General features: G+C 64.5%; 30 protein-coding genes. 22 read left to right on the forward strand and 8 right to left on the reverse strand.

Annotation, left to right across the window (positions count from 1 at the left end):
• Positions 1 to 22 precede the first annotated feature (22 nt).
• Genes aroA through rpsA form a run of 3 tightly spaced genes read left to right on the forward strand, consistent with a single transcriptional unit; the run spans position 23 to position 3,968 of the window.
• The gene (gene aroA / locus BP38_RS0103225; protein ID WP_081816430.1) at positions 23 to 1,408 is read left to right on the forward strand and encodes a 3-phosphoshikimate 1-carboxyvinyltransferase; all 1,386 of its coding nucleotides are present in this window, start codon (positions 23 to 25) and stop codon (positions 1,406 to 1,408) included.
• 32 nt (positions 1,409 to 1,440) lie between these two features.
• Positions 1,441 to 2,118, forward strand: coding sequence for a (d)CMP kinase (gene cmk / locus BP38_RS18755; protein ID WP_035723508.1), 678 nt, complete (start codon positions 1,441 to 1,443; stop codon positions 2,116 to 2,118).
• A gap of 44 nt (positions 2,119 to 2,162) precedes the next feature.
• Complete coding sequence (gene rpsA / locus BP38_RS18760; RefSeq protein ID WP_281174377.1) at positions 2,163 to 3,968, forward strand: 30S ribosomal protein S1; 1,806 nt, start codon at positions 2,163 to 2,165, stop codon at positions 3,966 to 3,968.
• 88 nt (positions 3,969 to 4,056) lie between these two features.
• Here rpsA and BP38_RS0103240 read toward each other — a convergent pair whose 3' ends face one another.
• Complete coding sequence (locus BP38_RS0103240; RefSeq protein WP_026986555.1) at positions 4,057 to 4,464, reverse strand: DUF2442 domain-containing protein; 408 nt, start codon at positions 4,462 to 4,464, stop codon at positions 4,057 to 4,059.
• On the reverse strand, positions 4,457 to 4,663 hold the full coding sequence (locus BP38_RS0103245) for a DUF4160 domain-containing protein (RefSeq protein WP_245602309.1): 207 nt from the start codon (positions 4,661 to 4,663) through the stop codon (positions 4,457 to 4,459). The genes BP38_RS0103240 and BP38_RS0103245 overlap by 8 nt, the downstream gene beginning before the upstream one ends.
• A 302-nt stretch (positions 4,664 to 4,965) precedes the next feature.
• Here BP38_RS0103245 and ihfB point away from each other — a divergent pair, with 302 nt between their 5' ends.
• The 11 genes from ihfB (at position 4,966) to BP38_RS0103300 (ending at position 13,928) form a co-directional block, all read left to right on the forward strand.
• Positions 4,966 to 5,244, forward strand: coding sequence for an integration host factor subunit beta (gene ihfB / locus BP38_RS0103250; RefSeq protein ID WP_026986557.1), 279 nt, complete (start codon positions 4,966 to 4,968; stop codon positions 5,242 to 5,244).
• Positions 5,245 to 5,298: 54 nt separating this feature from the next.
• A complete protein-coding gene (locus BP38_RS18765; RefSeq protein ID WP_162175115.1) occupies positions 5,299 to 5,640 on the forward strand; it encodes a LapA family protein in 342 nt (113 codons plus the stop codon).
• A 36-nt stretch (positions 5,641 to 5,676) separates the two neighbouring features.
• The gene (lhpI, locus tag BP38_RS0103260) at positions 5,677 to 6,615 is read left to right on the forward strand and encodes a bifunctional Delta(1)-pyrroline-2-carboxylate/Delta(1)-piperideine-2-carboxylate reductase (RefSeq protein WP_026986558.1); all 939 of its coding nucleotides are present in this window, start codon (positions 5,677 to 5,679) and stop codon (positions 6,613 to 6,615) included.
• Positions 6,616 to 6,675: 60 nt separating this feature from the next.
• On the forward strand, positions 6,676 to 7,392 hold the full coding sequence (gene pyrF / locus BP38_RS0103265; protein ID WP_026986559.1) for an orotidine-5'-phosphate decarboxylase: 717 nt from the start codon (positions 6,676 to 6,678) through the stop codon (positions 7,390 to 7,392).
• Positions 7,393 to 7,481: 89 nt separating this feature from the next.
• The gene (locus BP38_RS0103270; RefSeq protein ID WP_026986560.1) at positions 7,482 to 8,279 is read left to right on the forward strand and encodes a hypothetical protein; all 798 of its coding nucleotides are present in this window, start codon (positions 7,482 to 7,484) and stop codon (positions 8,277 to 8,279) included.
• Positions 8,276 to 8,926 (forward strand): phosphoribosylanthranilate isomerase, encoded by a 651-nt coding sequence (locus BP38_RS0103275; RefSeq protein WP_026986561.1) that lies wholly within the window; start codon positions 8,276 to 8,278, stop codon positions 8,924 to 8,926. The genes BP38_RS0103270 and BP38_RS0103275 overlap by 4 nt, the downstream gene beginning before the upstream one ends.
• A gap of 153 nt (positions 8,927 to 9,079) precedes the next feature.
• Entirely contained in the window at positions 9,080 to 10,294 is a 1,215-nt protein-coding gene (gene trpB, locus BP38_RS0103280) for a tryptophan synthase subunit beta (RefSeq protein ID WP_026986562.1), read from the forward strand.
• A complete protein-coding gene (gene trpA, locus BP38_RS0103285) occupies positions 10,291 to 11,136 on the forward strand; it encodes a tryptophan synthase subunit alpha (protein ID WP_211250225.1) in 846 nt (281 codons plus the stop codon). Before trpB ends, trpA begins: the two co-directional genes overlap by 4 nt.
• A complete protein-coding gene (accD, locus tag BP38_RS18770) occupies positions 11,133 to 12,158 on the forward strand; it encodes an acetyl-CoA carboxylase, carboxyltransferase subunit beta (RefSeq protein ID WP_081816432.1) in 1,026 nt (341 codons plus the stop codon). Before trpA ends, accD begins: the two co-directional genes overlap by 4 nt.
• Positions 12,142 to 13,452, forward strand: coding sequence for a bifunctional folylpolyglutamate synthase/dihydrofolate synthase (locus tag BP38_RS0103295; RefSeq protein WP_026986564.1), 1,311 nt, complete (start codon positions 12,142 to 12,144; stop codon positions 13,450 to 13,452). Before accD ends, BP38_RS0103295 begins: the two co-directional genes overlap by 17 nt.
• Complete coding sequence (locus tag BP38_RS0103300; RefSeq protein WP_026986565.1) at positions 13,452 to 13,928, forward strand: TspO/MBR family protein; 477 nt, start codon at positions 13,452 to 13,454, stop codon at positions 13,926 to 13,928. The genes BP38_RS0103295 and BP38_RS0103300 overlap by 1 nt, the downstream gene beginning before the upstream one ends.
• Before the next feature lie 18 nt (positions 13,929 to 13,946).
• On the opposite strand, the gene BP38_RS18775 is transcribed toward BP38_RS0103300, so the two are convergent.
• Together BP38_RS18775 and BP38_RS0103310 are read right to left on the reverse strand one after the other, a co-directional pair.
• Positions 13,947 to 14,510: a GNAT family N-acetyltransferase gene (locus BP38_RS18775; protein WP_081816433.1), complete on the reverse strand. Its 564-nt coding sequence runs from the start codon at positions 14,508 to 14,510 to the stop codon at positions 13,947 to 13,949.
• Between the two features lie 235 nt (positions 14,511 to 14,745).
• Positions 14,746 to 15,690, reverse strand: a complete 945-nt coding sequence (locus BP38_RS0103310; protein WP_026986566.1) for a LysR family transcriptional regulator — start codon at positions 15,688 to 15,690, stop codon at positions 14,746 to 14,748.
• 153 nt (positions 15,691 to 15,843) lie between these two features.
• Between BP38_RS0103310 and wrbA the strand changes: the two genes are divergently transcribed.
• From wrbA to BP38_RS0103345, 8 genes are all read left to right on the forward strand, one after another.
• On the forward strand, positions 15,844 to 16,449 hold the full coding sequence (wrbA, locus tag BP38_RS0103315) for an NAD(P)H:quinone oxidoreductase (RefSeq protein ID WP_026986567.1): 606 nt from the start codon (positions 15,844 to 15,846) through the stop codon (positions 16,447 to 16,449).
• Positions 16,450 to 16,497: 48 nt separating this feature from the next.
• Complete coding sequence (locus tag BP38_RS0103320; protein WP_026986568.1) at positions 16,498 to 17,217, forward strand: pirin family protein; 720 nt, start codon at positions 16,498 to 16,500, stop codon at positions 17,215 to 17,217.
• Positions 17,218 to 17,257: 40 nt separating this feature from the next.
• A complete protein-coding gene (locus BP38_RS0103325) occupies positions 17,258 to 18,229 on the forward strand; it encodes a glutathione S-transferase family protein (protein WP_026986569.1) in 972 nt (323 codons plus the stop codon).
• 100 nt (positions 18,230 to 18,329) lie between these two features.
• Positions 18,330 to 18,575 (forward strand): hypothetical protein, encoded by a 246-nt coding sequence (locus tag BP38_RS22490; protein ID WP_155992177.1) that lies wholly within the window; start codon positions 18,330 to 18,332, stop codon positions 18,573 to 18,575.
• A gap of 60 nt (positions 18,576 to 18,635) precedes the next feature.
• Complete coding sequence (locus BP38_RS0103330) at positions 18,636 to 19,334, forward strand: pyrimidine 5'-nucleotidase (RefSeq protein WP_026986570.1); 699 nt, start codon at positions 18,636 to 18,638, stop codon at positions 19,332 to 19,334.
• A gap of 124 nt (positions 19,335 to 19,458) precedes the next feature.
• On the forward strand, positions 19,459 to 20,319 hold the full coding sequence (gene dapD, locus BP38_RS0103335) for a 2,3,4,5-tetrahydropyridine-2,6-dicarboxylate N-succinyltransferase (protein ID WP_026986571.1): 861 nt from the start codon (positions 19,459 to 19,461) through the stop codon (positions 20,317 to 20,319).
• 14 nt (positions 20,320 to 20,333) lie between these two features.
• A complete protein-coding gene (dapE, locus tag BP38_RS0103340) occupies positions 20,334 to 21,485 on the forward strand; it encodes a succinyl-diaminopimelate desuccinylase (RefSeq protein ID WP_026986572.1) in 1,152 nt (383 codons plus the stop codon).
• Entirely contained in the window at positions 21,482 to 22,054 is a 573-nt protein-coding gene (locus BP38_RS0103345; protein WP_026986573.1) for a hypothetical protein, read from the forward strand. The genes dapE and BP38_RS0103345 overlap by 4 nt, the downstream gene beginning before the upstream one ends.
• Positions 22,055 to 22,060: 6 nt before the next feature.
• Here BP38_RS0103345 and BP38_RS0103350 read toward each other — a convergent pair whose 3' ends face one another.
• The 4 genes from BP38_RS0103350 to apaG form a co-directional block, all read right to left on the reverse strand.
• A complete protein-coding gene (locus tag BP38_RS0103350) occupies positions 22,061 to 23,506 on the reverse strand; it encodes a TrkH family potassium uptake protein (RefSeq protein ID WP_026986574.1) in 1,446 nt (481 codons plus the stop codon).
• A 105-nt stretch (positions 23,507 to 23,611) separates the two neighbouring features.
• Positions 23,612 to 24,097: a DUF3291 domain-containing protein gene (locus BP38_RS0103355; protein ID WP_026986575.1), complete on the reverse strand. Its 486-nt coding sequence runs from the start codon at positions 24,095 to 24,097 to the stop codon at positions 23,612 to 23,614.
• Positions 24,098 to 24,289: 192 nt separating this feature from the next.
• On the reverse strand, positions 24,290 to 24,913 hold the full coding sequence (gene folE / locus BP38_RS18780; protein ID WP_051609020.1) for a GTP cyclohydrolase I FolE: 624 nt from the start codon (positions 24,911 to 24,913) through the stop codon (positions 24,290 to 24,292).
• Positions 24,914 to 25,063: 150 nt separating this feature from the next.
• Entirely contained in the window at positions 25,064 to 25,456 is a 393-nt protein-coding gene (gene apaG, locus BP38_RS0103365) for a Co2+/Mg2+ efflux facilitator ApaG/CorD (protein WP_026986576.1), read from the reverse strand.
• Between the last annotated feature and the right edge of the window lie 106 nt (positions 25,457 to 25,562).

The raw sequence follows: 25,562 nt of genomic DNA on the forward strand, positions 1-25,562 counted from the left end.
GGCTTGGGCTTCGCGCGCGGTCATGCTAAAGACCCGCGCGAACCGATCCCTCAACCACACCGGACCCGAAGAACGCGTGGCTTCGCTGACCGCCCATCCCTCTCAGGCCCTCGCCGGCCGCCTTCAGGTTCCCGGCGACAAGTCCATTTCCCATCGTGCCCTGATGCTGGGGGCCCTGGCCGTGGGGCAGACCCGAATCTCCGGCCTGCTGGAGGGTGAGGACGTATTGAACACCGCCGCCGCCATGCGCGCCCTGGGCGCCGAGGTCACCCGCGAGGAAGACGGCACCTGGCAGGTCTGGGGCCGCGGCGTGGGCGGTCTGCGCGAGCCGGAGGATGTCCTGGACTTCGGCAACAGCGGCACCGGCGCCCGCCTCGCCATGGGCCTGGTGGCCGGCCAGCCGGTCAATGCCGTCTTTACCGGCGATGCCTCGCTGCGGCGGCGGCCTATGGCGCGCATCACGCAGCCGCTGGAGGAGATGGGCGTACGCTTCGTGGCCCGCGAGGGCGGGCGCCTGCCATTGACGGTCAGCGGCCCGGAGGCCCTGCGCCCGATCAGCTATCGCCTGCCCGTGGCTTCGGCCCAGGTGAAGTCCGCCATCCTGCTGGCCGGCATTGCGGCGCCGGGCAAGACCAGCGTCATCGAACCCGCCCCCACCCGCGACCACAGCGAGCGCATCCTGCGCCATTTCGGCGCCGAGGTGGAGGTGACGGATCGCGACGACGGCCGTCATGTCATCCTGACCGGCGAGGCCGAGCTGACGGCGGTCCCGGTCAATGTCCCGGCCGACCCCTCTTCGGCCGCCTTCCCGCTGGTGGCGGCGCTGCTGCTGGCGGACTCGGAGATCACCCTGCCCGCCGTGGGCATGAATCCCCTGCGCACCGGCCTGTTCACCACCCTGCGCGAGATGGGCGCCGACCTGGTGGAGGAAGCCCCGCGCCAGGAAGCGGGCGAGCCCGTGGCCGACCTGCGCATTCGTGCCGGGCGGCTGCAGGCCGTGACGGTCCCGGCAGAGCGCGCACCCTCGATGATCGACGAGTACCCCATCCTGGCCATCGTCGCCGCCTGCGCAGAGGGGACCACCCACCTGGAGGGCCTGGCCGAACTGCGCGTCAAGGAAAGCGACCGCCTGGCCGCCATGGCCCGCGGCCTGCAGGCCTGCGGCGTGCAGGTGGAGGAGGGCCACGACAGCCTGACCATCCACGGCTGCGGCGGCCCGCCGCCCGGCGGCGGCACCATCGAGGCCGACCTGGATCACCGCATCGCCATGTCCTTCCTGGTCATGGGACTCTGCGCGCAACAGCCCGTGACGGTGGACGACGCTGGTCCCATCAACACGTCCTTCCCCGGTTTCACCGAGGCCATGCGGGCACTGGGGGCCGAGCTGCGCCCCCTGGACAGCGCGTGACGAGTGGACAGCGCGTGACGAGGCAAGGCCGCATGGCAGGAAAGCAGGACAGCGTCATCATCGCCATCGACGGGCCGGCGGGCGCCGGCAAGGGCACACTGGCCAAACGGCTGGCCGAGGCCTTCGACTATGCCTATCTGGACACCGGCACGATCTACCGGGCCGTGGGCGCGCGCCTGCTGGATACCGGCGCCTCGGCCAGCGACAGCGCCGCCGCGCTGGAAGCGGCCCATAACCTGGATCCACGCGACCTGGAGCGCAGCGACCTGCGCCGCGAGGCCGTCTCCGGCGCCGCGTCCGAGGTTGCAGTCCAACCCGCTGTCAGGCAGGCTCTGCTGGAGTTCCAGCGCCGCTTTGCGGCCTGTCCGCCGGAGGGCAAGGCGGGGGCCGTCCTGGACGGCCGGGACGTCGGAACAGTCATCTGTCCGGACGCCGACGCCAAGCTTTTCCTGACCGCCAGTCCCGAGGCACGGGCCGGCCGGCGGCATAAGGAGTTGCAGGAAAGCGGTGTGGAGTCTATATACGCGCGCGTCCTGGAAGACATAAAGGCTCGCGATGAACGGGACAGCTGCCGTGCGGCGGCCCCGCTCAAACCGGCCGAGGATGCCGTAACACTGGATACGACGGCCCTGAACGCCGACGAGGTTTTCGCACAAGCGCTGCGGATCATCGCGGAAATAACGGGAAGAACCCCCATCCAGCAACGATAAGCCCGAAAGTTTTTCGGGAAGACCGCCGGATCCAACCGGCAGGCCTGAACACTGAACCGAAAGGAACCATAATGGCCACCAACACTGCGGCCCAGCCGCAAGAGAAAGAATCATTCGCCGCCCTGCTCGAGGAATCCCTCGGCGAGGTCGGCTCCCTGGAAGGCACGGTCCTGAAGGGGCGTGTCGTCAACATCGAGAATGAAAGCGTGATCATCGATGTTGGCCTCAAGTCCGAAGGCCGTGTCGCACTGCGCGAATTTGCCAAGGCCGGCGAGGACAGCGAACTCAAGATCGGCGACGACGTCGAGGTCTATCTGGAGCGCATGGAGGACAAGAACGGCGAATCCATGCTGAGCCGCGACAAGGCCCGCCGTGAGGAGTCCTGGAACCACCTCGAGAAGGCCTTCGACGACAGCAAGCGCGTGACCGGCACGATCTTCGGCCGCGTCAAGGGCGGCTTCACCGTCGATCTCTCCGGCGCCGTTGCCTTCCTGCCCGGCAGCCAGGTCGACATCCGTCCGGTGCGCGATGTGACGCCATTGATGCACACCCCGCAGCCTTTCCAGATTCTCAAGATGGACCGCGCCCGCGGCAACATCGTCGTCTCGCGCCGTGCGGTGCTTGAAGAGGATCGCGCCGAGCAGCGCAGTGAGCTGATCGCCAACCTGCAGGAAGGCCAGATCCTGACCGGTGTCGTGAAGAACATCACCGACTACGGCGCCTTCGTGGACCTGGGCGGTGTCGACGGCCTGCTGCACGTCACGGACATCTCCTGGAAGCGCATCAACCACCCCTCCGAGGCGCTGGCCATCGGACAGCAGGTGCAGGTGCAGATCATCCGCTTCAACCCCGAAACCCAGCGCATCAGCCTGGGCATGAAGCAGCTGGAAGCCGACCCCTGGGAAGGCGTGGCCGCCAAGTACCCGGTCGGTGCCAAGTTCGAGGGTCGCGTCACCAACATCACCGACTACGGCGCCTTCGTGGAGCTGGAAGCCGGCATCGAGGGCCTGGTGCACGTCTCCGAGATGAGCTGGACCAAGAAGAACGTCCATCCGGGCAAGATCGTCTCCACCTCCCAGCAGGTGGAAGTGGTCGTCCTCGACGTGGACGAGGAAAAGCGCCGCATCTCGCTGGGCCTCAAGCAGGTCCAGGCCAATCCCTGGGAAGAGCTGCTGGAGAACTATCCCGTCGGCTCCGAACTGGAAGGCGAGATCAAGAACATCACCGAATTCGGTCTGTTCGTTGGCCTGCCGGGCGAAATCGATGGCATGGTTCACCTGTCCGACCTGGACTGGAACCGTCCGGGCGAGGAGGCCATCCAGGACTACGAGAAGGGCCAGGTCATCAAGGTCAAGCTGCTGGAAGTGGACGTCGAGAAGGAGCGTATCTCGCTGGGCGTCAAGCAGCTTGAGTCCGACCCCTTCGAGAGTGCCAGCGAAGGCATTCGCAAGGGCAGCTCGGTGACCGGCACGGTGACCGAGGTCAACGACAACGGTGTCGAGCTCGAACTCGCCGACGGTGCCACCGGCTTCATCCGCAAGGCGGAGCTCTCCCGCGACCGGGCCGAGCAGCGTCCGGACCGCTTCGCCGTGGGCGAGAAGGTCGACGCGAAGGTGACCACGGTCGACAAGAAGACTCGCCGCATCAACCTCTCGATCAAGCAGCTGCAGATCGCCGAGGAGAAGCAGGCCATGGCCGAATATGGCTCCACCGAGTCCGGTGCCAGCCTGGGCGAAATCCTGGGGGCGGCCCTGTCCCAAGCCAAGGCCGGGACCGGCGAAGGCGAGAAGACGGACGAGGCCCAGGATCAGGCAGAAGATCAGGACGAGGACGAGAAGAAGGACAGCTGAGGCAGTCCTTCATCCCGCCTGACGACAAGAGGGGCACGGACCACAGGGTCCGTGCCCCTTTTTCTTTGTGTCCGCCTGAACGGTAACTTCAACCACGCGCCGTTTTTCTGGGTCGCCCGCCCTTTCGACCATTCTCGCGCGCGGCGGCGGCCTTGGAGATCGAGCTGGCCTTGCCGGCATGACGGGCCATGAAAGAGCGCGTCCCGAGCAGCCCGTTCAGCAGATCTGGCACTGAAAGGTCCACATCAAGCGCTTCCCAATGCAATCCGTAACCTGCCCCCAGGATCACGATATCCGAAAGCTCTTCGGTCCCGGCCGCCTCCAACCCTTGTGCCGACCGTGCCGGAAAGGCGAAGGCACAGCCATTGGTCAATTCAACGACGACGCGCTGGCTTTTCGGATCATAAGACGCAGCTGCGGCACGCGGCTCTTCTGCACGCGCGGCTCGGCCTCGCTCGAGAGCTTCATCGATTTGCCTGTCCGTCAGTTCATCCATGGATTTCTTTCCATCGTTCCAGGAAGTCCTCCTGCCGCCGTGCCACCAGTTTCATGGCCCGGCGGACATCACTTTGCTTCATGCCCTCGGCCCAAACCAACTCGGGTCTCCCATCCGGACCAGTCAGGTTGATCTTTACCTGACCACTGCCGAACAGGTGTACATGGGCTGGCACGTGATCGTTCGTGAATATCACCACGCGCAAGCCTTGCTCTCGATATATAGTTACCATGGCATAAAATAAACCCATCGCGATAGGTTATTTACGTGAACGTGCGCCCTCATGGCTATGGAAAGCTGCCTGCCGAAACAATAACCATGAATTGCCGAGACGGCCGTGCGATTGTCTGAAGCTGCCGAAATTCCCAAACTATCTACTTGTTATGCAAGGATATTCCTTGACCTCTTTTCAAGCCTCTGGCACCTTTTAGAAGGAGCCCTGCAAGGTTTCCATTTTTGCGGGAATGCGGCACTCTGGCGTTACTGGGGGCGGAACGAAGCATGACAAAATCCGAACTGATCCAACGCATAGCGGAGATGAATCCGCATCTCTATCACCGTGATGTCGAACGCATCGTCAGCACGATATTCGAGGAAATTGCCGAAGCCCTTTCCCGCGGAGACCGGGTCGAACTGCGCGGCTTCGGTGCTTTTTCCACCAAGCAGCGTGACTCCCGCGTCGGGCGGAACCCGCGCACGGGCGAAGCCGTCCAGGTCGAGGCTAAGTCCGTTCCCTATTTCAAGACCGGAAAGCAGTTGCGCGAGCGACTGAACGAGTGATCGCGCTGGCTTCGCAGCCCGAAGGCAGGCATCCCAGAACAAGGTAAATTGGCCGTGAAGCTTTTGAGTTGGATCATCTCCATCCCCCTGCTCGTCATAGGCGTGGTCTTTGCCGTGGTAAACCGGCAGAACGTGGATGTGCTGGTCTGGCCCTTCGGCATCGAACTGCAGGCTCCCCTGTTCCTGGTCATCCTCGTCGCCCTGTTCCTGGGATTCCTGATCGGTGGACTGCTTGCCTGGTTCTCCGCTCAGGCCGCACGCCGCCGCCAGAAGCGCCGGCAGAACGAGCAGATACGCTCGCTCGAGCATCAGCTCGAGGACCTGCGCCGCGGCCGCGACAGCGCCCCCGCCAGCAGCTCGCAGAAACTGCCTGCTTCCGAGTCCGCCAACCGCTAGACAGTTCTTTCAGCACTGGAAGGAGACATCCGCCCGATGCGCATGGTATCCGCGGAAGACACGCGCAACAGCCTGGACTTCCCCGCACTGGTCCGCACACTGGAAGCGGCCTTCGCCGGCGATGCCGAAGTCCCGGTGCGCCATCATCACGCCATTCCCCGTCCAGGTGAACAGGACGCGACCCTGCTGTTGATGCCGGCCTGGGACACGCATGGCCCCACCGGCATCAAGATCGTGCGCGTCACCCCGGGCAACGCCGAGCGCGGCCTGCCGGCCATCATGGGCATCTACCTGCTGATGAACGAGGTCACGGGCGAGCCGGAGGCCATGATCGACGGCCAGATGCTGACGGTGCGCCGAACCGCTGCGGCTTCGGGGCTGGGCGCAGACTTCCTGGCCCGCAAGGACAGCAGCCGCCTGCTGATGGTTGGCACGGGGGCCCTGGCGCCACACCTGATCGAAGCCCACGCCAGTGTCCGTCCCATCCGCGAGGTCAAGATCTGGGGCCGCAACCCGGACAAGGCCGCCCGGCTGGCCAAGGACCTCGACAGCGACGCCATGAAGGTCGAAGCGGTCGAGGACCTGCAGGCCGGCGTCGAATGGGCCGACGTCATCTCCTGCGCAACGCTCAGCCGCGAGCCGCTCGTTCGCGGCGAATGGATGCAACCGGGCCAGCACCTGGACCTTGTCGGCGCCTTCAAGCCGGACATGCGCGAAACCGACGATGCCGCCGTCCAGGGCTGCCGCATCTTCGTCGACACGCATGCCGGCGCCCTCAAGGAAGGTGGCGACATCGTCCAGCCGCTGGAGGCCGGTGCCATCGACACGTCCGACGTGGTTGCCGATCTGTTCGAACTGGCCCGCGGCGAATCGCCGGGCCGCCGTTCGGACGAGGAACGGACACTCTTCAAGTCCGTGGGCACGGCCCTGGAGGACTATGCCGCCGCGCAACAGGTGCTGCAGCGCCTGTCCTGAAACCCGACCGGCCAGGACGCGCCCCGTGGTGTGTCGTGGCCCCGACAGCGAGACCCTGTCATGACGGACGGACTGGAGTCTGTTTTCATTGCCCTCGATACGGCGGATCCGCTGCGCGCGCGGCAACTCGTGCGCACATTGGGCGAAGGACCGCGTACGGCCGGTTACAAGGTCGGCAAGGAGTTCTTCACCGCCCATGGCCCCATAGGCACGCGTGAAGTCACCGACGGCTTTCCCCTGTTCCTGGACCTGAAGTTCCACGACATCCCCAATACCGTTGCGGGCGCCATTCGCAGCAGCCTGCAACTGCACCCGGCCATCGTGAATGTCCATGCCTCGGGCGGGCCGAGCATGATGCGGGCAGCGGCCGAAGCCGCGCGCGAAGCGGCTGAGCAGCAGCAAATACCGCCCCCCTGGGTCGTCGCCGTCACCGTTCTGACCAGCCTGGATGATCAGGACCTGAAGGCTGTGGGCCAGACGGGCCCGGTCCTGGACCAGGTGGTGCGCCTGGCCACCCTGGCCCAGGACTGCGGCCTGGATGGCGTGGTCTGCAGCCCGCGCGAGATCGGCGATCTGCGCCATCACTGCGGCCCCGACTTCCGCCTTGTGGTACCTGGCATCCGTCCGGACTGGGCGGTCAGCGGCGACCAGAAGCGCACCCTGACCCCGCGTGAAGCGCTGGACGCCGGGGCCGACCGCCTGGTCATCGGCCGACCGGTCACCGAAGCGCGCGATCCCCTGGAGGCCCTGCAGCGCCTGGCGGATGACCTGGCCTGAAGGCAACGGACTCGGCCCACGGGCGGAAATGAATCTCTCTTTTCATTTTTTCCGTGACGCTGGACCTGCGCAAAGAAATAGTTGACCCCATGGAAGAATTCGACTTCACCAGCTTGCCGGACCAGCGGCCTCTGCAGCCCCTGTCGCTGGGCCAGGCCTTGCCGCAGGTCATGGGCCTGCTGAAGGCGCACTGGCGCCGGCTGGCCGAGCTGGCCCTGCTGCCGATCCTGATCAGCTTCGGCCTTGCCGGTGCCTTTACCCTGATAGGGCTGGGCGGACCGGCCAGCTTCTTCATCCTGGGTGTGGACCTGTTCCTTTCGGTCTGGTTCTCGGTCGCCGTCTATCGCTACTGGTTCATTGCCGCGCCAAGCCGGCGACAGGATTACATTCCCGCCTGGCGCGCCCGCGAGCTGCGCTTCTTCGTCCGCGGGCTGGGCCTTTTCTTCATGATCTCGGGCGTCGTCGTCCTCTGTCTCATGGCCTTTGGTGGCTTTGCCGGCACCCCCAACGGCATGCCGGCGCTGGGACCGGGACTGGTGGTCGGCATCCTGGCCGGACTGGTGGTGGCGGTTGGCTTCTCGTTCGTCCTGCCGGCGGCCGCACTGGGAACAGGCTACTCTTTCCTGCGCGCCGTTCAGGAGGCCAAGGGCATCCTGCTGCCCTTCTGCGGCCTGCTGCTGGTCACCATCCTGCCGGTAGACCTGGGATTGAGCCTGGTCAACTTCCTGCTGCTGTCCCTGGAGCAGGGCGTGGGGCTGTCCATACCCGGCATTGTCTTTGCCGCCGTGGCCAATTATGTCTCGCTCTCCGTAGCCGCAACCGTGCTCTCCGTGGTTTTCGCCCGGCGCACCGGTTGGCCGCTGCGTGTGGAGAGGAACGCGACATGAGCCGGCCCGAGGTCAAGATCTGCGGAGTCAATTCGCCCGAGGCAGCCGACGCCGCGGCGCGCCATGGCGCACGCTATGCCGGACTGGTCTTCTATCCACCCAGTCCGCGCTCGGTGGACAAGGCCCAGGCTGCAATGCTGGCCCGTCATCTGCCGGAAGGCGTGCTGAAGGTTGGCCTGTTCGTCGATCCCGACGACAGCCTGCTCGGCGAGATCCTGCAACAGGTGCCCCTGGACATGATCCAGCTGCACGGCAGCGAACCCCCCAAGCGCGTGGCAGAAATCCGCAGCGCTCACGGACGTCCGGTCATGAAGGCCGTGAAGGTGGCAAAGCACGAGGACCTGGAACAGGTTGCCGAATATGAATTCGCCGCCGACATGATCCTCTTCGACGCCAAGGCCCCGAAATCCATGACCAATGCCTTGCCGGGCGGCAATGCCCTGTCCTTCGACTGGCGACTGCTGGCTGGCCGGAAGGGACGCTTGCCCTGGATGCTTTCAGGCGGCCTGAACGCCGATAACCTGGCCGAAGCCGTCTCCATCAGCCAGGCGCCGGCCGTGGATGTGTCCTCCGGTGTCGAGGACAGCCCCGGAAAGAAAAATCCCGACCTGATCCGCGCATTCCTGGAAAAGGCACGCAGCCTCTAGGAAAATGAAGTGCCAGGATGCTGCAAACTGCGGCTTCTGGCGTTGCGGGAGGCGGCGTAATGCGGCAAAGTGCAGGCCTATCATCCGGTCGCGTGCCGGATGGGCGGGACAGGGTCCCGGCTCGCTCTTGCACTCGTTTTACAGACATTCAGAATGACCGAACCGCTCAATACCTACAGATCCGGGCCGGATGAATTTGGCCACTTCGGAATTTTCGGCGGGCGCTTTGTCGCCGAAACCCTCATGCCCCTGGTGCTCGAGGTTGAGCGCGCCTACGACGAGGCTGGCGCGGACCCGGACTTCAAGCGGGAACTCGAATACTATGCCCAGCACTACGTGGGACGGCCCAGCCCGCTCTATCACGCCGAGCGGCTGAGCGAGTACCTGGGCGGCGCGCGGATCTACTTCAAGCGCGACGAGCTGAATCACACCGGCGCGCACAAGATCAACAACACGCTGGGGCAGATCCTGCTGGCGCGTCGCATGGGCAAGACGCGCATCATTGCGGAAACCGGCGCCGGCCAGCACGGCGTGGCTACGGCCACGGTCTGCGCCCGCTTCAACCTGCCCTGCGTGGTCTACATGGGCGCCACCGACATGAAGCGGCAGGCGCCAAATGTCTTCCGCATGAAGCTGCTGGGCGCCGAGGTCATCCCCGTGGAAAGCGGCACCGGCACCCTGAAGGATGCCATGAACGAGGCGCTGCGCGACTGGGTCGCCAATGTGGACAGCACCTTCTACATCATCGGCACGGCCGCCGGACCGCACCCCTATCCGGCCATGGTGCGCGATTTCCAGTCCGTCATCGGGCGCGAAACCCGCGAGCAGATCCTGCAGGCGGAAGGCCGCCTTCCGGACACGCTGGTGGCCTGCATCGGCGGCGGCTCCAATGCCATCGGCCTGTTCCACCCCTTCCTGGACGAGCCGGATGTGAAGATGATCGGGGTCGAGGCCGCCGGCCATGGCCTGGACAGCGGCGAGCATGCCGCCTCCCTCAACGGCGGCGAACCCGGTGTGCTTCACGGCAACCGCACCTACCTGCTGCAGGACGACGATGGCCAGATCATCGACGCCTATTCCATTTCGGCGGGCCTCGACTACCCCGGAATCGGTCCCGAGCACTCCTGGCTGCATGAAAGCGGCCGGGTTGACTACGCAGCCGTGACCGACGAGGAGGCGCTGGAAGCCTTCAAGCTCTGCACCGCCACCGAAGGCATCATCCCAGCCCTGGAGCCCAGCCATGCCCTGGCCCAGGTGATGAAGGTCGCTCCGGAGCTGCCGCGCGATCACCTGCTGGTGGTCAACCTCTGCGGACGCGGTGACAAGGATATCTTTGCCGTAGCCGAGAAGCTGGGGGTGGAACTGTGAGCACTGCGACCTCCGTCCAGATTGCCGAAAGCCGTATCGACGCCCGCTTTGCCGAACTGAAGGACCAGGGCCGCGCCGGCCTGGTCACCTTCATCACTGCCGGGGATCCAGACACCGAGACCACCTATCAGCTGCTGCGGGCCCTGCCCGAAGCCGGCGCCGACCTGATTGAGGTCGGGATGCCATTCTCCGATCCCATGGCGGACGGTCCGGCCATCCAGGCCAGTTCCCAGCGGGCCCTGAAGAACGGCATATCGCTGGCCAAGACACTCGAAGTCGTGCGGCGCTTTCGGGCCGAGGACAGCAAGACACCGGTCATCCTGATGGGCTACTACAACCCCATCTATCACATGGGGGTCGACAAGTTCCTGACCCTGGCCAGCGAGGCCGGCGTCGATGGCCTGATCATCGTCGACCTGCCACCGGAAGAGGACCGCGAACTCTGCCTGCCGGCCATCCAGGCCGGCCTGCACTGGATCCGCCTGGCCACGCCGACCACCGATGACAAGCGTCTGCCCAAGGTGCTGGAGAACACCAGCGGTTTTCTCTACTACGTTTCCATCCTTGGCATAACCGGGACGCGTGCTGCGGCCGCCGAGGAAGTGGGCGCCGCCATCGAGCGCATCAAGCGCCACAGCAAGCTGCCGGTGGCCGTTGGTTTCGGCATACGCACCCCGGAACATGCCGCCGCCATCGGCAAGGTGGCTGACGCGGCCGTTGTGGGCTCGGCCATCGTCGAACGCATTGCCGAAGGTCTGGACGAGAACGGCAAGGCCGGCGCGGGCCTGGTCGACTCCGTCACGGAGCTGGTGCGCAACCTGCGAACGGGACTGGACCGATGAACTGGATCACGAACTATGTGCGCCCGAAGCTACAGGCGCTGGTGTCTTCCAAGAACGAGGTTCCCGACAATCTCTGGGAAAAGTGCCCGGCCTGCGAGCACATGGTCTTCCACCGCGAGCTGGAGGAGCAGCTGCGTGTCTGTCCGAACTGCGGCCATCACATGCGCATCGGTCCCACCACGCGCATGAAGCTGCTGTTCGACGAGGGCAAGTACACCCGCATCTCCTTGCCGGAGACCATCCAGGATCCCCTGAAGTTCCGCGACCGTGAGCGCTATACCGAACGCCTGAAGAAGGCGCGCTCCAAGACCGGCGAGCAGGACGCCATCCAGGTGGCCCACGGTACCATCGGCGGGCAAAAGGCGGTGACGGCCATCTTCGACTTCTCCTTCATGGGCGGCTCCATGGGCGTGGCCGTGGGTGAGGGCCTGCTGGCCGCGGCGAAACTGGCCGTGGAGAAGGATGCGGCACTCATCACCATTCCCTCCTCCGGCGGGGCGCGCATGCAGGAAGGCATTCTTTCCCTGATGCAGCTGCCGCGCAGCGTCATTGCCGTGGAGATGGTGAAGGAAAAGAACCTGCCCTACATCGTCCTGCTGACCGACCCCACCACGGGCGGGGTCTCGGCCTCCTTCGCCATGCTGGGCGATATCCAGATCGCCGAGCCCGGCGCGGTCATCGGTTTTGCCGGCGCCCGCGTCATCGAGGAGACGATCCGCGAAACCCTGCCGCCCGGATTCCAGCGCGCCGAATACCTGCTGGAACACGGCATGCTGGACATGGTCGTGCCGCGCAACGAACTTCAGGAAACGCTGGGCCGGACCCTGAAGCTGCTGCGCGAGCCCCTGCTGGGCGAAGCTCTGCCTGCTTCCGGCAAGGGCAAGAAAGCCGCATCCAAGGCGGCCGCCTCAGACGAGGCAAAGGGCAGCAGCACGGCGGAGTCCGAAAAGCCCGCCGCGAAGGACGAGAAATCCGGTAAGAAGCCGGCCAAGCCCGAGGCGGAGCGTGTCACAGAACAGTGACGCCGTCCTGGCGCGTCTGAATCGGCTACATCCCAAGATCATCGACCTTTCGCTGGGCCGGGTGGAAAACCTGCTTGCAGCGCTCGGCCATCCCGAGCGGCAGCTGCCTCCCGTCGTCCATGTGGCCGGCACCAACGGCAAGGGCTCGGTGCTCGCCATGCTGCGCGCCATGCTCGAGGAAAGTGGCCGCGCCACGCATGTCTATACCTCGCCGCACCTGGCACGGTTCCACGAACGCATCCGCCTGTCCGGCCAATTGATCTCCGAGCCGGACCTGCTGGCCCTGCTCGAGGAATGCGAGGCCGCCAACGGCGAAGCCCCCATCACCTTTTTCGAGATCACGACAGCCGCGGCCTTCCTGGCCTTCGCGCGGCAGCCTGCCGGTATCCTTCTGCTGGAAGTCGGGCTGGGTGGCCGGCTGGATGCCACCAATGTCGTCGCGCATCCGGAATTGACCATCCTCACCCCGATCTCGATGGACCACATGCAGTATCTGGGCGACAGCCTGGAGAAGATCGCCCGGGAGAAGGCCGGCATCCTGAAACCTGACGTGCCGGCCATCATAGGCCTGCAACCCCCTGAAGCCCTTCAGGCCATTCAGGACCGCGCCGAGGAAGTGGGCGCACCGCTCTTCATCCAGGGGCGTGACTTCGATGTGGAGCGACAGGGCAACGAGGTTCTCTTCCGCCAGTCGTCCGGCGAGACACGTTGGCCCTTGCCGGGCCTGCCCGGCCCGCACCAGGTCGAGAATGCCGGTCTGGCCCTGGCAGCCGCCCGGCAGCTGAACGCCTTCCTGCCGGACCCGGCATCGGTCGCCCGGGGCCTGAAGAAGGCCTCCTGGCCGGCCCGCCTGCAGCACCTGAGCGAGGGGAACCTGCCCGCCAACCTCCCTCAGGGCTGGGAGCTCTGGCTGGACGGCGGACACAACGCCGCCGCCGGCCAGGCGCTGGCCCGCGCGCTGAACGCTTTGCCCGACAGCGCAGAGACCAAGCCCCTGGACCTGGTCTACGGCATGCTGAACAGCAAGACGGCCGCGGCCTTCCTGGAACCTCTGGCGCCGCTCGTCCGACAGCTGCGCGCCGTGGAAATTCCGGGCGAACCCAATTCCCTGAGCGCCGAGGAGGCCGCCTGGCACGCCCGTGAGTGCGGAGTCCGTGCCGAACCGGCGTCAAATCTCTCCCAGGCCCTGCAGGATCTGGTACAGTGCAGTGCGCAACCGGGGCGTATACTGATCTGTGGATCGCTCTACCTGGCCGGTGAAGTGATCCGACAGAATGAAGGGGAGACAGTCTGATGCAGGGACGGCGTAACTGGCTGGTCCTGGTGGGTTTCCTGGTCCTGACCCTGGCAGTGGGACAGATCGGCAGCCTGCCCACGCGCGCCGCACTGGAAAGCTGGTACAGCAATCTGACCAAGCCCGCCTTCACGCCGCCAGACCTGGCCTTTCCCATCGTCTGGACCCTGATCTACATCATGATGGCCGTTGCGGCCTGGCTGGTCTGGTGCCGGGGCGGCTGGCGCCGGACCAGGGGCGCACTGGGCCTCTGGGGCCTGCAACTGGCCCTCAACCTGCTCTGGACCTTCCTGTTCTTCGGCCTGCGCAGTCCGGGCCTGGCCCTGCTGGAAGCAATTATCCTGCTGCTGGTCCTGGCGGCCACCTTGGTGGCCTTCGACCGGCACAGCCGAGCAGCGGCCTGGCTGCTCGTGCCCTACCTGCTGTGGACCGGCTACGCGATCGCACTGACCTTCGAAATCTGGCGGCTGAACTGAGCCCCGCCGGAAAGCGCTTCAGGAAACCTGCCGAACGCTGTCCGCGTCTCCTGTCTCGAGGTCCCTAGTCTCGACGGGCAGGGCCGCGCTTTCCTCGCGCCCGATCATGCCCTGGACCTCGTCCAGTGCCCCGGGTTTCAGCTCCAGCACCTGGAAGCGCGGCGGATCCACCGGGCCCGGCAGGATCAGTCCATAGCTGACGGCGGACTGGAAGCCGAAAGGCACGTAATAGGAAGGCTCGCCCACGACAACGCAGATGCTGTGCCCCTGTTTCCGGGCCTCGGTCAGGCTGTGATAGACGAGGCCCTTGCCGATCCCCCGGCCCTGCTGCGCCGGCTCCACGGCCAGCGGCCCCAGAAGGATCGCAGGCGTCTCCTCGATGCGGATGGGCCAGTAGCGGATGGAGGCCAGCAGGCTGCCATCCTCATGCACCGCCACGAAGGACAGCGCCTTGATAGGCCGTATCTCCTCACGCAAGCGATAGACCGTCTTGCCGTGGCGTTCGTGACCGAAGGTCCGGTCCAGCAGTGGGTCGATCAGCGGGCCGTCCGAGGGCCGTTCGGGCATGAATTGGTGTGTCATTTGAAGCAATCCGTTCGAAGCTATGAAGAAGACAGGAGCGTTCCGCAACAGGCGCTACCTGGCCCCGTTGCGTGCTGCCGGTTGTTCACCGGCTCTCTCTTCGTCGTTCGAACGTATGTGTCATCTCGCGGTCTTCTTGGCTTCTGAAACGGCGTGACTCTTAGCCATATAGCACGAGGGTTTTGCGGAATCCACCGAAAGGCGAACAAGACAGCCCTGCGGGCGACACAGGTACCTATCCCGTGGCCTGCCCCCGGCAGGCTTCGCGCAAGGCCTGGTCCCAGGTCGGCTCCTTGCCGAAATGCTGCGCCAGGAAGTCGATGAAGACCCGGACCTTCGGCGAAAGGTGCCGGCCGGCCGGGTAGACGGCGTGAACGGCCCCCAGTCCATCGTCCATCCAGTCGGGCAGGACCGGGACAAGCTGGCCAGTCTGGAGGTCCGCGCCTGCAATGAAGGTCGGCAGGTAGGCGATGCCCAGGCCGGCGACAGCGGCCGCACGGATGGCCTCACCGTTGTTCAGGCGCAAACGGCCGCTAACCCGGATCCGGCGCTCGCCATCGGGCCCGATCAGGCGCCAGTTGTCGCCTGATGCCTGATAGCTGTAGAGCAGGCAGGAATGTGCCGCCAAGGCCTCTGGACTCTGGGGCGCACCCTGTTCCTCAAGATAGCTTGGCGCGGCACAGAGCACGCGTCGATTGGGAGCCAGGCGCCTGGCGATCAGGCTTGAATCCGAAAGGACTCCGATCCGGATGGCCATGTCATAGCCCTCTTCGACCAGATCCACGGGACGGTCGTCGAAGGCGGCATCCAGGTCGATTTCCGGAAAGCTTTGCAGGAAGAGGGGCAGCAGGGGCGCCACCTGCAGGGTACCGAAAGACATGGGCAGGTTGACGCGCAGGGTTCCGCGCGGCGCATCCGACAGGCGGTGCACGGCCTGGTTGGCGGCCTCCGCCTCGTTCAGCATGCGCCGGCAGCCCTCGTAATAGCTGCGGCCCGCTTCGGTCAGGGACAGCTTGCGGGTGGTGCGATTCAGAAGGCGCGTGCCCAGCCCCTCCTCCAGGCGCGAGATCGTCTTGGATACGGCAGACTTCGAAAGATTGAGGTTACGCGCAGCAGCGGAAAAGCTGCCGCTTTCGACCACGTTCACGAAAACCGCCATGGAAGGCAGGAAGTCAAACATCGCCCAATCCGTCTGCTTCGTCGGTAGGTTTCTCCAGGAGAAACGATGAATTGAATTTGTACGCTCTTATCATACCTACGGAAACAAACATATAATCAAGTCAGCCGTTCAGAACAGCGGCAACGGATTTCACATCAGCGCACGGAGACAACAATGACCAAGGTTCTCGTTCTCTACTATTCAAGCTACGGACACATCGAAACCATGGCCCAGGCCGTTGCGGACGGGGCCAGGCAGGTGGACGGCGCCGACGTCACCCTGAAGCGTGTTCCGGAACTGGTTCCGGAAGAGGTCCGCAAGAACTCCGGCTACAAGACCGACCAGGCGGGCGAGGTCCTGCAGGATGTCAACGAGCTGGAAAACTACGACGCGATCATTGTCGGCACGCCCACGCGCTTTGGCAACATGACCAGCCAGATGCGCAACCTATGGGACCAGACCGGCGGGCTCTGGGGCAATGGCAAGCTGATCGGCAAGGTGGGCAGCGCCTTTACCTCCACCGCCAGCCAGCATGGCGGGCAGGAAACGACGCTGACCTCGATTCACACCACGCTGCTGCATCATGGCATGGTGATCGTGGGCGTCCCCTACAGCCACCCCGGCTTGACCAACATGGAAGAAATCAGCGGCGGCACACCCTATGGCGCCAGCACACTGGCCGGTGCCGACGGCAGCCGCCAGCCCAGCGAGAACGAGCTGGACATTGCCCGCTACCAGGGCCAGCACGTTGCCGAAATTGCCCGGAAGCTGAAAGGGTAAGCATGCGGGACGGCCAGGTTCGTCCCTTGTCCCCAAGGAGATGCGGTCATGATTGAAGCACGCCCGTTCGAACAGCTCGGTCACTTCGAGACCGGCTGGCTGAACGCCAAATATCACTTCAGCTTCGCGAACTACCATGACCCGTCTCGCATGGGGGTCGGCCCCTTGCGTGTCTGGAACGACGATACCGTCGCTCCGGGCCGGGGATTCGACATGCACGGCCACCGCGACATGGAGATCATCACCTATGTCCGCGAGGGCGCGATCACGCACCAGGACCACCTGGGCAACGAGGGGCGCACCGAAGCAGGCGATGTTCAGGTCATGTCCGCCGGCAAGGGCATCCTACATGCCGAGTACAACTACGAGGACAAGCCAACCACCCTGTTCCAGATCTGGATCCTGCCAAACCAAGCCCAGCTGAAGCCGCACTGGGAAACGCGCAGCTTCCCCCGGGCGGAACGGGCCGGCGAACTTGTGCCGCTGGCCTCGGGTCGCAGCCACCAGGACGCCCTGGAAATCCACCAGGACGCCGCCCTGTTCGGCAGCCTGCTGAAGTCCGGACAAAGCCTGGAGGTATCTCTCGAACCCGCGCGGCAAGCCTACCTGGTCCTGGCGACAGGCCGGGTGGAGGTTGCGGATGCGGACGCCTCCCCTGAAACATTGAAAGCCCGTGACGGGGCCGTCATCACGGATACCCCTCGGGTGACAGTTACCGCCCGGGAAGACAGCGAACTGCTGCTGGCCGACCTGCCCGTCACGCAGTGAACGGGCACGACCGAGCCGGCGAACGAGGAAAGGAAAGACAATGGGACTGCTGATCGACGGTCAATGGCACGACCAGTGGTACGACACGGACAAGCATGGCGGCCGCTTCGAGCGCGATGCCAGCGCCTTCCGCAACTGGATCACTGCCGACGGCAGCCCCGGTCCTTCCGGCGAAGGCGGCTTCAAGGCCGAGCCCGACCGCTATCACCTCTATGTCTCGCTGGCCTGTCCCTGGGCGCACCGGGTCTTGATCTTCCGCAAGTTGAAGAAGCTGGAGGACCTGCTGCCCGTTTCCGTCGTGCACTGGTACATGGGCAAGAACGGCTGGGAATTCCGCGAGGAAGACGGCGCGACAGGCGATCCGCTGTTCGGCTTCGACTACCTGTATCAGCTCTATACCAAAGCCAAGCCCGACTACAGCGGACGCGTGACCGTCCCGACCCTCTGGGACAAGAAGAAGGGCACCATCGTCAGCAACGAATCAGCCGAGATCATCCGCATGCTGAACACGGCCTTTCAGGATTACACTGACGTCGATCACGATTTCTACCCGCCGGAGCTGCGCGAGGAAATCGATGCCGTGAATGCACGCGTCTATGACACGGTGAACAACGGCGTCTACAAGTCGGGTTTCGCCACCACGCAGCAGGCCTACGAGGAAGCGGTAATCCCGCTGTTCGATTCCCTGGACTGGCTTGAGGAGCGACTGTCCCGGAACCGCTACCTGGTGGGCGATCACCTGAGCGAGGCCGACTGGCGGCTGTTCACGACGCTGATCCGCTTCGATCCGGTCTATGTCGGCCACTTCAAGTGCAACCTGCGCCGAATCGTGGACTATCCAAACCTCTGGGCCTACACCCGCGAACTCTACCAGATGCCGGGCGTGGCCGAGACGGTGGACCTGCACCACATCAAGCATCACTATTATGTCAGTCACGACATGATCAATCCGACCGGCGTGGTCCCCAAGGGCCCGATCCTCGACTACACGGCGCCGCACGGGCGGGGGTGAGCGAACTGGCGCCCGCCCGGAAATTGACCGATGCAGGCAGGCCGCGATCTGCAGTAAGCTTCCCTCAGATACGACAGAGAACAGGACGGGAGCGTATCCGATGGCACTTACCAGGACAGGCAAAGCCAATCTCCAGCTGGCCTGTGTCGCGTCCACACTCCTCCTGGCGGGCTGCGGGAGCTCCGGTGGCTGGGCCGAAGATCGCGCGCCCTACGGCCACATGCCGCCGCCGGGCGAATGCAGGATCTGGCATCCCGACCGGCCGGCGGGTCAACAGCCCCCACCTGGGCCCTGCCACGAGATTCACGAGAACGTGCCTCCAGGCGCTTCGGTGATACGCGGCTGAAGGGCAAGAACGGCTGTCTGGCCCTTGCCCCCGGCGCCCCTTTGCGCCACCTTCTCTGCCATGCAGACCAAAAACGCTCCCCAGACCCCACCGCCGCATCCGCGCGAGGTTGAAACCTGGCTGTTCGACCTGGACAACACGCTCTACCCGGCCTCCTGTCGCCTGTTCGACCAGATTGACCGCCGCATGGGCCTGTTCATCGAGCAGCGCTTCGGCCTGTCCGCGGAAGAGGCCCGGCGCATGCAGAAGTCCTTCTTCCATTCCCACGGCACGACTTTGCGCGGCCTGATGACGGAGCACGCCATCGAGCCGGGGGACTACCTGGACTTCGTCCATGACATCGATCTGTCGGGCCTGGAGGCCAACCCGCGCCTGGATGCTGCCCTTACGGCCTTGCCGGGCCGCAAGGTGATCTTCACCAATGCCGATACCGCTCATGCCGAGCGCGTCCTGGAACGCCTGGCACTGACCCGCCATTTCCAAGCCATCTTCGATATCCGTGCGGCCGCCTTCGTGCCGAAGCCCGATGAAGGCCCCTATGATCAGATTCTGGAGAACCACGGCCTGGCTGCCGAACGGACGGTCTTCTTCGAGGATTCGGCGCGCAACCTGAAACCCGCCCATGCCCGCGGCATGACCACCGTCTGGGTGCGACACGAAGCCAACTGGAGCGCGCCGCCCGACGAAGGCGACTACATCCACCATCACACCGAAGACCTGGCCAGCTGGCTGGAAGACCTGCAGGACAGGCGGGGCTGACCGCAGGTTTCCGGCTGCAAAAGCCAGCTGACGCGATTGACTTGAACCGGGGCCTGCCGCATCTTCTGCCGCGCCCGATAAACTGGCCGCCTGGCCCAACCCCGTGAGCAGAGACGTCAAGACAATGCAGACAGAAGACCTGAAAGGCGTCATCGAGAACGCCTGGGAAGAGCGCGACAAGATCACCCCCAAGACCGAGGGCGTGGTCCGGGATGGCGTGGAACTGGCCCTGGAGGGCCTCGACAGTGGTCGTTTCCGGGTTGCCGAACGGCACGAGGACGGCGAATGGCACGTCAACCAGTGGCTCAAGAAAGCCGTGCTCCTGTCCTTCCGCCTGAACGACATGACCGTCATGCCGGGCGGTCCGCGCGACGTGAATCACGGCGAGGCGGTCTGGTTCGACAAGGTCCCCTCGAAGTTTGCCGGCTGGACCGAAGAACATTTTCGCGAGGCCGGTTTCCGCGCCGTCCCGAACTGCACGGTCCGCCGCTCGGCCCATATTGCGTCGGACGTCGTCCTGATGCCCTCCTTCGTGAACCTGGGCGCCTACGTGGACAGCGGCACCATGGTCGACACCTGGGCTACCATCGGTTCCTGTGCCCAGATCGGGAAGAACTGCCATATATCCGGCGGCGCCGGCATCGGCGGCGTCCTGGAGCCCCTGCAGGCCAATCCGGTGGTCATCGAGGACGGTGTCTTCATCGGTGCGCGCTCCGAGGTGGCCGAAGGCGTGATCGTGCGCGAAGGTTCGGTCCTGTCCATGGGGGTCTACCTCGGCGCTTCGACCACCATCATCAATCGTGAGACCGGCGAGAAGTTCCGCGGCGAGGTGCCGTCCTACTCGGTGGTGGTCCCCGGCTCCATGCCCGGCAAGCCCCTGCCGGACGGCTCGCCCGGCCCCAGCCTCTACTGCGCCGTGATCGTCAAGCGCGTCGACGAAGGTACGCGCGCGAAGACCTCGATCAACGAGCTGCTGCGCACCTGAAGCAAGAGGTTGTCATGTCATCCGGCGTTCTGGATCCCGTTGACCTCACCCAGCGGCTGATCCGCTGTCCCAGCGTGACACCTGCCGAAGGCGGGGCGCTGGACCTGCTGCAGGCGGAACTGGAAACCTTGGGCTTCACCTGCCACCGCCTTGTCTTCTCCGAGGATGGCACGCCAGACGTGGACAACCTCTACGCCCGCCTGGGCACCGCCGCCCCGAACATCTGCTTTGCCGGGCACACCGACGTGGTGCCCACCGGCGATCCCGCTGCCTGGAGCTGCGATCCCTTCTCGGGCGAGCTGCGGGACGGCATGCTCTTCGGGCGCGGCGCCTCGGATATGAAGGGGGCGGTCGCTGCCTTCGTCGCCGCCGTATCGGCCTACCTGGCGGCCCAGGGCGCGCCTGCCGGTTCCATCAGCCTGCTGATCACCGGCGACGAGGAAGGCCCCTCCATCAACGGCACCCGAAAAGTGCTTCAGTGGCTGGCCGAACAGGGGGAAAGGCTCGACGCCTGCCTGGTGGGCGAACCCACCAACCCCGGCGAACTGGGTGACATGATCAAGATCGGCCGGCGTGGCAGCATGAACGGCTGGTTGACGGTCCGCGGCGTGCAGGGCCACACCGCCTATCCGCATCTGGCGGACAACCCCGTGCACCGGCTGGTCACCATGCTGGCGGCCCTGACGGCCGAACCGCTGGACCAGGGCAGTGAACACTTCCAGGCCTCGACCCTCCAGGTCACCACCGTCGACGTGGGCAACCCGGCCACCAACGTCATTCCTGGCGAGGCACGGGCAACCTTCAACATCCGCTTCAACGACCTGCACAGCGGCGCGTCGCTGGAATCCTGGCTGCGCGAAACCCTGGACCGCATCGGCGGGGACTATGACCTGCAGATCAAGCTGTCGGGGGAGTCCTTCCTCTGCCCGCCGGGGCCCTTCAGCGAACTGATTGCCAGCTCGGTCGAGACGGAAACCGGGCGCCGCCCCGAGCTTTCGACAACCGGCGGCACCTCGGACGCGCGCTTCATCAAGGACTATTGCCAGGTCGCCGAGTTTGGCCTGGTTGGTCAGACCATGCACAAGATCGACGAACGCACGCCGGCCGCTGATGTGGAAAGCCTGGCCCGAATCTATCATCGCATCCTGCGGGGCTACTTCACGTGAAGGCGCCGGCCCTGGGTGAAATCCTCCAGGCCTTCTACGGCAGTTGGCGCCTGGCTCGGTTCGATCCACAGGGCCTGTCCTACCTGGGCAAAACGGGCGATGATTTCCGCAAGTCCTTCTTTGCCGCCGTGATCGTCCTGCCGGTCTGGCTGGTCCTGCTGCACCTGCATGTTCGGGAACTGGAGATCACTGCCGGCTGGCCGACCATCCTGGCCATCCAGTTGCCCGCCTATATCATCTCCTGGACGCTTTATCCCGTGATCATGGACGGCCTTTGCCGGCAGATGGACCGCGACGCGCACTATTTCCACTACATCACCGCCTTCAACTGGATCCGCGTGCTCCAGACCCTGGTCTTTGCCGCAGCCACGTTGGTGGGACTGCTGCTGCCCGGCAACCTGTCGGTGGGCCTGACCTTCATCGTCCTGCTGGCCGTGCTGGTCTATCACGGCTTTGTGGCACGCCAGGCCCTGCAGGTGGGGCGCGGCACGGCTGCCGCCCTGGTCTTCCTGGATTTCTTCCTTGGGCTCGTCATCACCGTCTGGGCCGATAGTGCACTGCTGAACTGATGCGCTTCAGCCGCGCCAGAAATGCGGCGTGAAGAGGATCAGGACGGTAAACAGCTCCAGGCGCCCCAGGATCATCCCGGCCGCCAGCATCCACTTGGCGGCATCGGGCAGGCTGGCGAAGGTCGAGGCCGGCCCGATGGTCTCGCCAAGGCCTGGCCCCACGTTCGAAATCGCTGTGGCCGCCCCCGACAGCGCCGTTATGAAGTCCATCCCTGTCCAGCCGAGAACGGCCGCCAGGACGGCAAAACTGGCGATATAGAGAAAGAAGAAGCTCATGACCGACAGGGACACCTGTTCGGTAATGGGTTGCCCGTTGTAGCGGGCGATGAAGATGCCGTTGGGCTGCATTAGGCGCTTCAGCTGTGTGCGGGCTGTGGCATAGAGGATCTGGAAGCGGAAGACCTTGATCCCGCAGGACGTGGAACCGGCACAGCCGCCGATGAACATCAGCAGGAAGAAGACCGCCAACGCGAACCCGCCCCAGAGATCGAAGGCCGCCGTGGCATAGCCGGTGCCGGTCATGATCGAGATGGCGTTGAAGGTGGTGAAGCGCAGGGCTTCCAGGGGCGCCAGACCCGATTCCAGGAACAGGTAGGCCGCCAGGGACAGGATGGAAACGGCCATGATGCCCAGCATGGCTCGGATCTGCGAATCGTGGAGCAGGGCGGACAGGTTGCCGTGCATGGCCCGGACATAGAGCACGAAGGGGATGCTGCCCATGATCATGACGCCGCTGACGGCGTAATCCAGGGCCGCCGAATCGTAGTGGCCTATGGAGTCGTCGTGGGTCGAGTAACCGCCCGTGGCGATCGAGGTGAAGGCATGTGCAATGGAATCGAAGCCGCTCATGCCCAGGAACCAGTAGATCAGCGCAGCCAGCAGGGTGAAGCCCATGTAGATCAGCAGGATTTCGCCCGCGATCTGGGCTGCACGCGGCAGGACCTTGTCGGTGTCGAAGGCCTCGATTCGGAAGAGCTGCATGCCCCCCACCCGCAGCATCGGCAGGATGGAGATGGCCGTGACGATGATACCGATTCCGCCCAGCCACTGCAGCAGGGCGCGCCAGATCAGGATGCCCCGCGAGGTCTCGTCCAGACCGCTCAGCACCGTCGCACCGGTGGTCGTGATGCCCGACATGGACTCGAAGAAGGCATCGGTATAGCTGAGCCCGGCCGAGGTGAAGGTGAACGGCAGGGCGCCGAAGACCGCGATCACGACCCAGATCATGGTGGTCATCAGGAAAGCCTGGCGCAGGCCCATTTCGCGCCAGTTGCTGCGCGTGGTCAGGATCAGGCTGATGCCGACGAAAAGCGTGAGCGCCGAGGTCGCGGCAAAGACCTGCCAATCGGGACTGCCGTCGCCCAGGTCGACCAGCGCCGGAAGGATCATGGCCAGGGCCAGGACAGAGAGGATCAGGCCGTTGACGAAGAATACCGGCCGCAGGTCAAGCATGCGTTATCCTGGAAACGGTCCGAGAGATGAAGCGTCGGCATGGTAAGGGCAGGAACCGTGCTTGTCAGCCGGCAATGCATGGGGCACGGCACGTACGCGGAGGTCCTAGGCACAACGATCCAGTACCGGGCTATCTTCGTCTCCAAAGGCAGGGGACCTGTAGGGCTGTCTGAAGGTAAAGGCCTGGGCTGTCGGTCCATGCCGTTGCAGATGCTCCAGGCGCTGCCGTCCTTCCGCAACATCCGGACGGTGTCCGGCGGGCACCCACCAGAGCGCCTGGAAAATGTCCAATCGCTCAAACCACTCGCGTCTTCGGCGCATGATGTCCAGATGGGCCGGCGTGCGATAGACGAAGGCGGCCAGGGACTCGATGTCCGCCCACACGGACATGTTCACGAGGATGTTCGGATCGTCATAGGCCTGGATATCGGTTGCGTTTTCGCCCTCGCCAATCAGGCGCCAGACGAATCCGGGCTGCTGCTCGGCGATGGCGTTCACGCGATCCAGGTTGGCCACGAAGTCGCGGTTAACAGGATCCTCCATGGGAACGCGAAACTTCGCGATGTTGATCTGTGCAAGCTGGTACTGCATGGGCACATTCCCCTTCGGCTCATCCGCTTGAACACCAGCTTAGCGCGTCGCTGCTTCGGCGTGAAGCCAAGAAGCGCGGGCCGATAGGCAACACCGCCCACTCCGCCGGTTCTGGCGTGACAAGAGCTTCACGATGGTCGGCTGGCGCGGCACCGGCGCAACCTCGGCGCCTCGCGCCAAGTATAGCGCTACCTAGTGGTTGCCAGGCAGACCGATCAGCGAGAGGAACTCGCGCCGGGTGTCGGTGTTGTTCCGGAACGCGCCCAGCATGCGGCTGGTCACCATGCCCACACCGGGCTTGTGCACGCCGCGGGTTGTCATGCACTGGTGCTCTGCCTCCACCACCACGGCCACACCGCGCGGCTCCAGCACATCCTGGATGATGTTGGCGATCTGCGCCGTCATCTTTTCCTGGATCTGCAGGCGCTTGGCATAGGCTTCGACCACCCGGGCCAGCTTGCTGATGCCCACGACGCGCCGCTTGGGCAGATAGGCCACATGCGCCCGGCCGATGATCGGCACCATGTGGTGCTCGCAGTGGGACTCGAAATCTATGTCCTTCAGCAGGACCATTTCGTCATAGCCATCGGTTTCCTCGAAGGTGCGCCCCAGGATTTCCATGGGATCCAGATCGTAGCCCGAGAAGAACTCCTCATAGGAGCGCACAACCCTCTGCGGGGTGTCCTTCAGGCCTTCGCGCGCAGGATCGTCCCCTGCCCAACGGATCAGGGTTTCCACGGCCTTTTCCGCCTCCACACGCGTGGGACGATCGGGTGTTCCGGTCAGGTCGCCCTCGGCTCCCTTGACGCGGGAAATCTGGCTGCTGTTCACGCACTCACTCCTTGGTACGGCAATGAACCTGCCCTTGCATCCTTGTAGCGGCAGGCCGGATGGCAATCTGGTTCAGATACGTCGGATATACGCACAGAAACGCTGACAGGATTACATGCCGTCAGGCTTGGCAAGTCAATTGACCTGCATCTGCTCGTAGGGGCTGTCCAGGGAAAAAGCCGGAATCGCGACTTCGAACTGCTCCCCCTCCTGGGTCACCATTTCATAGCTGCCAACCATGATCCCGCTGGGCGTCGCCAGGGGCGCCCCGCTGGTGTATTCATAACTGGCGCCCGGCTCCAGGACCGGCTGCTCGCCGACCACGCCAGGGCCGCGCACCTCCTCGACATGGCCGTTTGCATCGGTGATCTGCCAATAGCGGTTCAACAGCTGCACCGTCTCTGTGCCCTCGTTGCTGATGGTCACATGGTAGGCCCAGACATAGTGGTTCTCGTCCGGGGCCGACTGCTCCTCGATGAAATAGGGCGTGACGGAAACCGTTATGGTACCTGTCGTCTGGCTGTACATGTTGTCGCTTCCATTGCTCGGCATCGCTTTGTCACAGGCATGACCTTTCACGCCTGTTAGCGCAAGTGGGCATCTGTTACGGTAGAATGAAGGGGCATCCTGTACC

Source organism: Fodinicurvata fenggangensis DSM 21160, assembly GCF_000686045.1.
Lineage (GTDB): Bacteria > Pseudomonadota > Alphaproteobacteria > Kiloniellales > DSM-21159 > Fodinicurvata > Fodinicurvata fenggangensis.

Coding starts and splice junctions, on each gene's coding strand:
- aroA (WP_081816430.1), top strand. CDS start 23: ATGCTAAAGACCCGCGCGAACCGATCCCTCAACCACACCGGACCCGAA.
- cmk (WP_035723508.1), top strand. CDS start 1,441: ATGGCAGGAAAGCAGGACAGCGTCATCATCGCCATCGACGGGCCGGCG.
- BP38_RS0103240 (WP_026986555.1), bottom strand. CDS start 4,464: ATGGATGAACTGACGGACAGGCAAATCGATGAAGCTCTCGAGCGAGGC.
- ihfB (WP_026986557.1), top strand. CDS start 4,966: ATGACAAAATCCGAACTGATCCAACGCATAGCGGAGATGAATCCGCAT.
- lhpI (WP_026986558.1), top strand. CDS start 5,677: ATGCGCATGGTATCCGCGGAAGACACGCGCAACAGCCTGGACTTCCCC.
- pyrF (WP_026986559.1), top strand. CDS start 6,676: ATGACGGACGGACTGGAGTCTGTTTTCATTGCCCTCGATACGGCGGAT.
- BP38_RS0103270 (WP_026986560.1), top strand. CDS start 7,482: ATGGAAGAATTCGACTTCACCAGCTTGCCGGACCAGCGGCCTCTGCAG.
- BP38_RS0103275 (WP_026986561.1), top strand. CDS start 8,276: ATGAGCCGGCCCGAGGTCAAGATCTGCGGAGTCAATTCGCCCGAGGCA.
- trpB (WP_026986562.1), top strand. CDS start 9,080: ATGACCGAACCGCTCAATACCTACAGATCCGGGCCGGATGAATTTGGC.
- accD (WP_081816432.1), top strand. CDS start 11,133: ATGAACTGGATCACGAACTATGTGCGCCCGAAGCTACAGGCGCTGGTG.
- BP38_RS0103300 (WP_026986565.1), top strand. CDS start 13,452: ATGCAGGGACGGCGTAACTGGCTGGTCCTGGTGGGTTTCCTGGTCCTG.
- BP38_RS18775 (WP_081816433.1), bottom strand. CDS start 14,510: ATGACACACCAATTCATGCCCGAACGGCCCTCGGACGGCCCGCTGATC.
- BP38_RS0103310 (WP_026986566.1), bottom strand. CDS start 15,690: ATGTTTGACTTCCTGCCTTCCATGGCGGTTTTCGTGAACGTGGTCGAA.
- wrbA (WP_026986567.1), top strand. CDS start 15,844: ATGACCAAGGTTCTCGTTCTCTACTATTCAAGCTACGGACACATCGAA.
- BP38_RS0103320 (WP_026986568.1), top strand. CDS start 16,498: ATGATTGAAGCACGCCCGTTCGAACAGCTCGGTCACTTCGAGACCGGC.
- BP38_RS0103325 (WP_026986569.1), top strand. CDS start 17,258: ATGGGACTGCTGATCGACGGTCAATGGCACGACCAGTGGTACGACACG.
- BP38_RS22490 (WP_155992177.1), top strand. CDS start 18,330: ATGGCACTTACCAGGACAGGCAAAGCCAATCTCCAGCTGGCCTGTGTC.
- BP38_RS0103330 (WP_026986570.1), top strand. CDS start 18,636: ATGCAGACCAAAAACGCTCCCCAGACCCCACCGCCGCATCCGCGCGAG.
- dapD (WP_026986571.1), top strand. CDS start 19,459: ATGCAGACAGAAGACCTGAAAGGCGTCATCGAGAACGCCTGGGAAGAG.
- dapE (WP_026986572.1), top strand. CDS start 20,334: ATGTCATCCGGCGTTCTGGATCCCGTTGACCTCACCCAGCGGCTGATC.
- BP38_RS0103350 (WP_026986574.1), bottom strand. CDS start 23,506: ATGCTTGACCTGCGGCCGGTATTCTTCGTCAACGGCCTGATCCTCTCT.
- BP38_RS0103355 (WP_026986575.1), bottom strand. CDS start 24,097: ATGCAGTACCAGCTTGCACAGATCAACATCGCGAAGTTTCGCGTTCCC.
- apaG (WP_026986576.1), bottom strand. CDS start 25,456: ATGTACAGCCAGACGACAGGTACCATAACGGTTTCCGTCACGCCCTAT.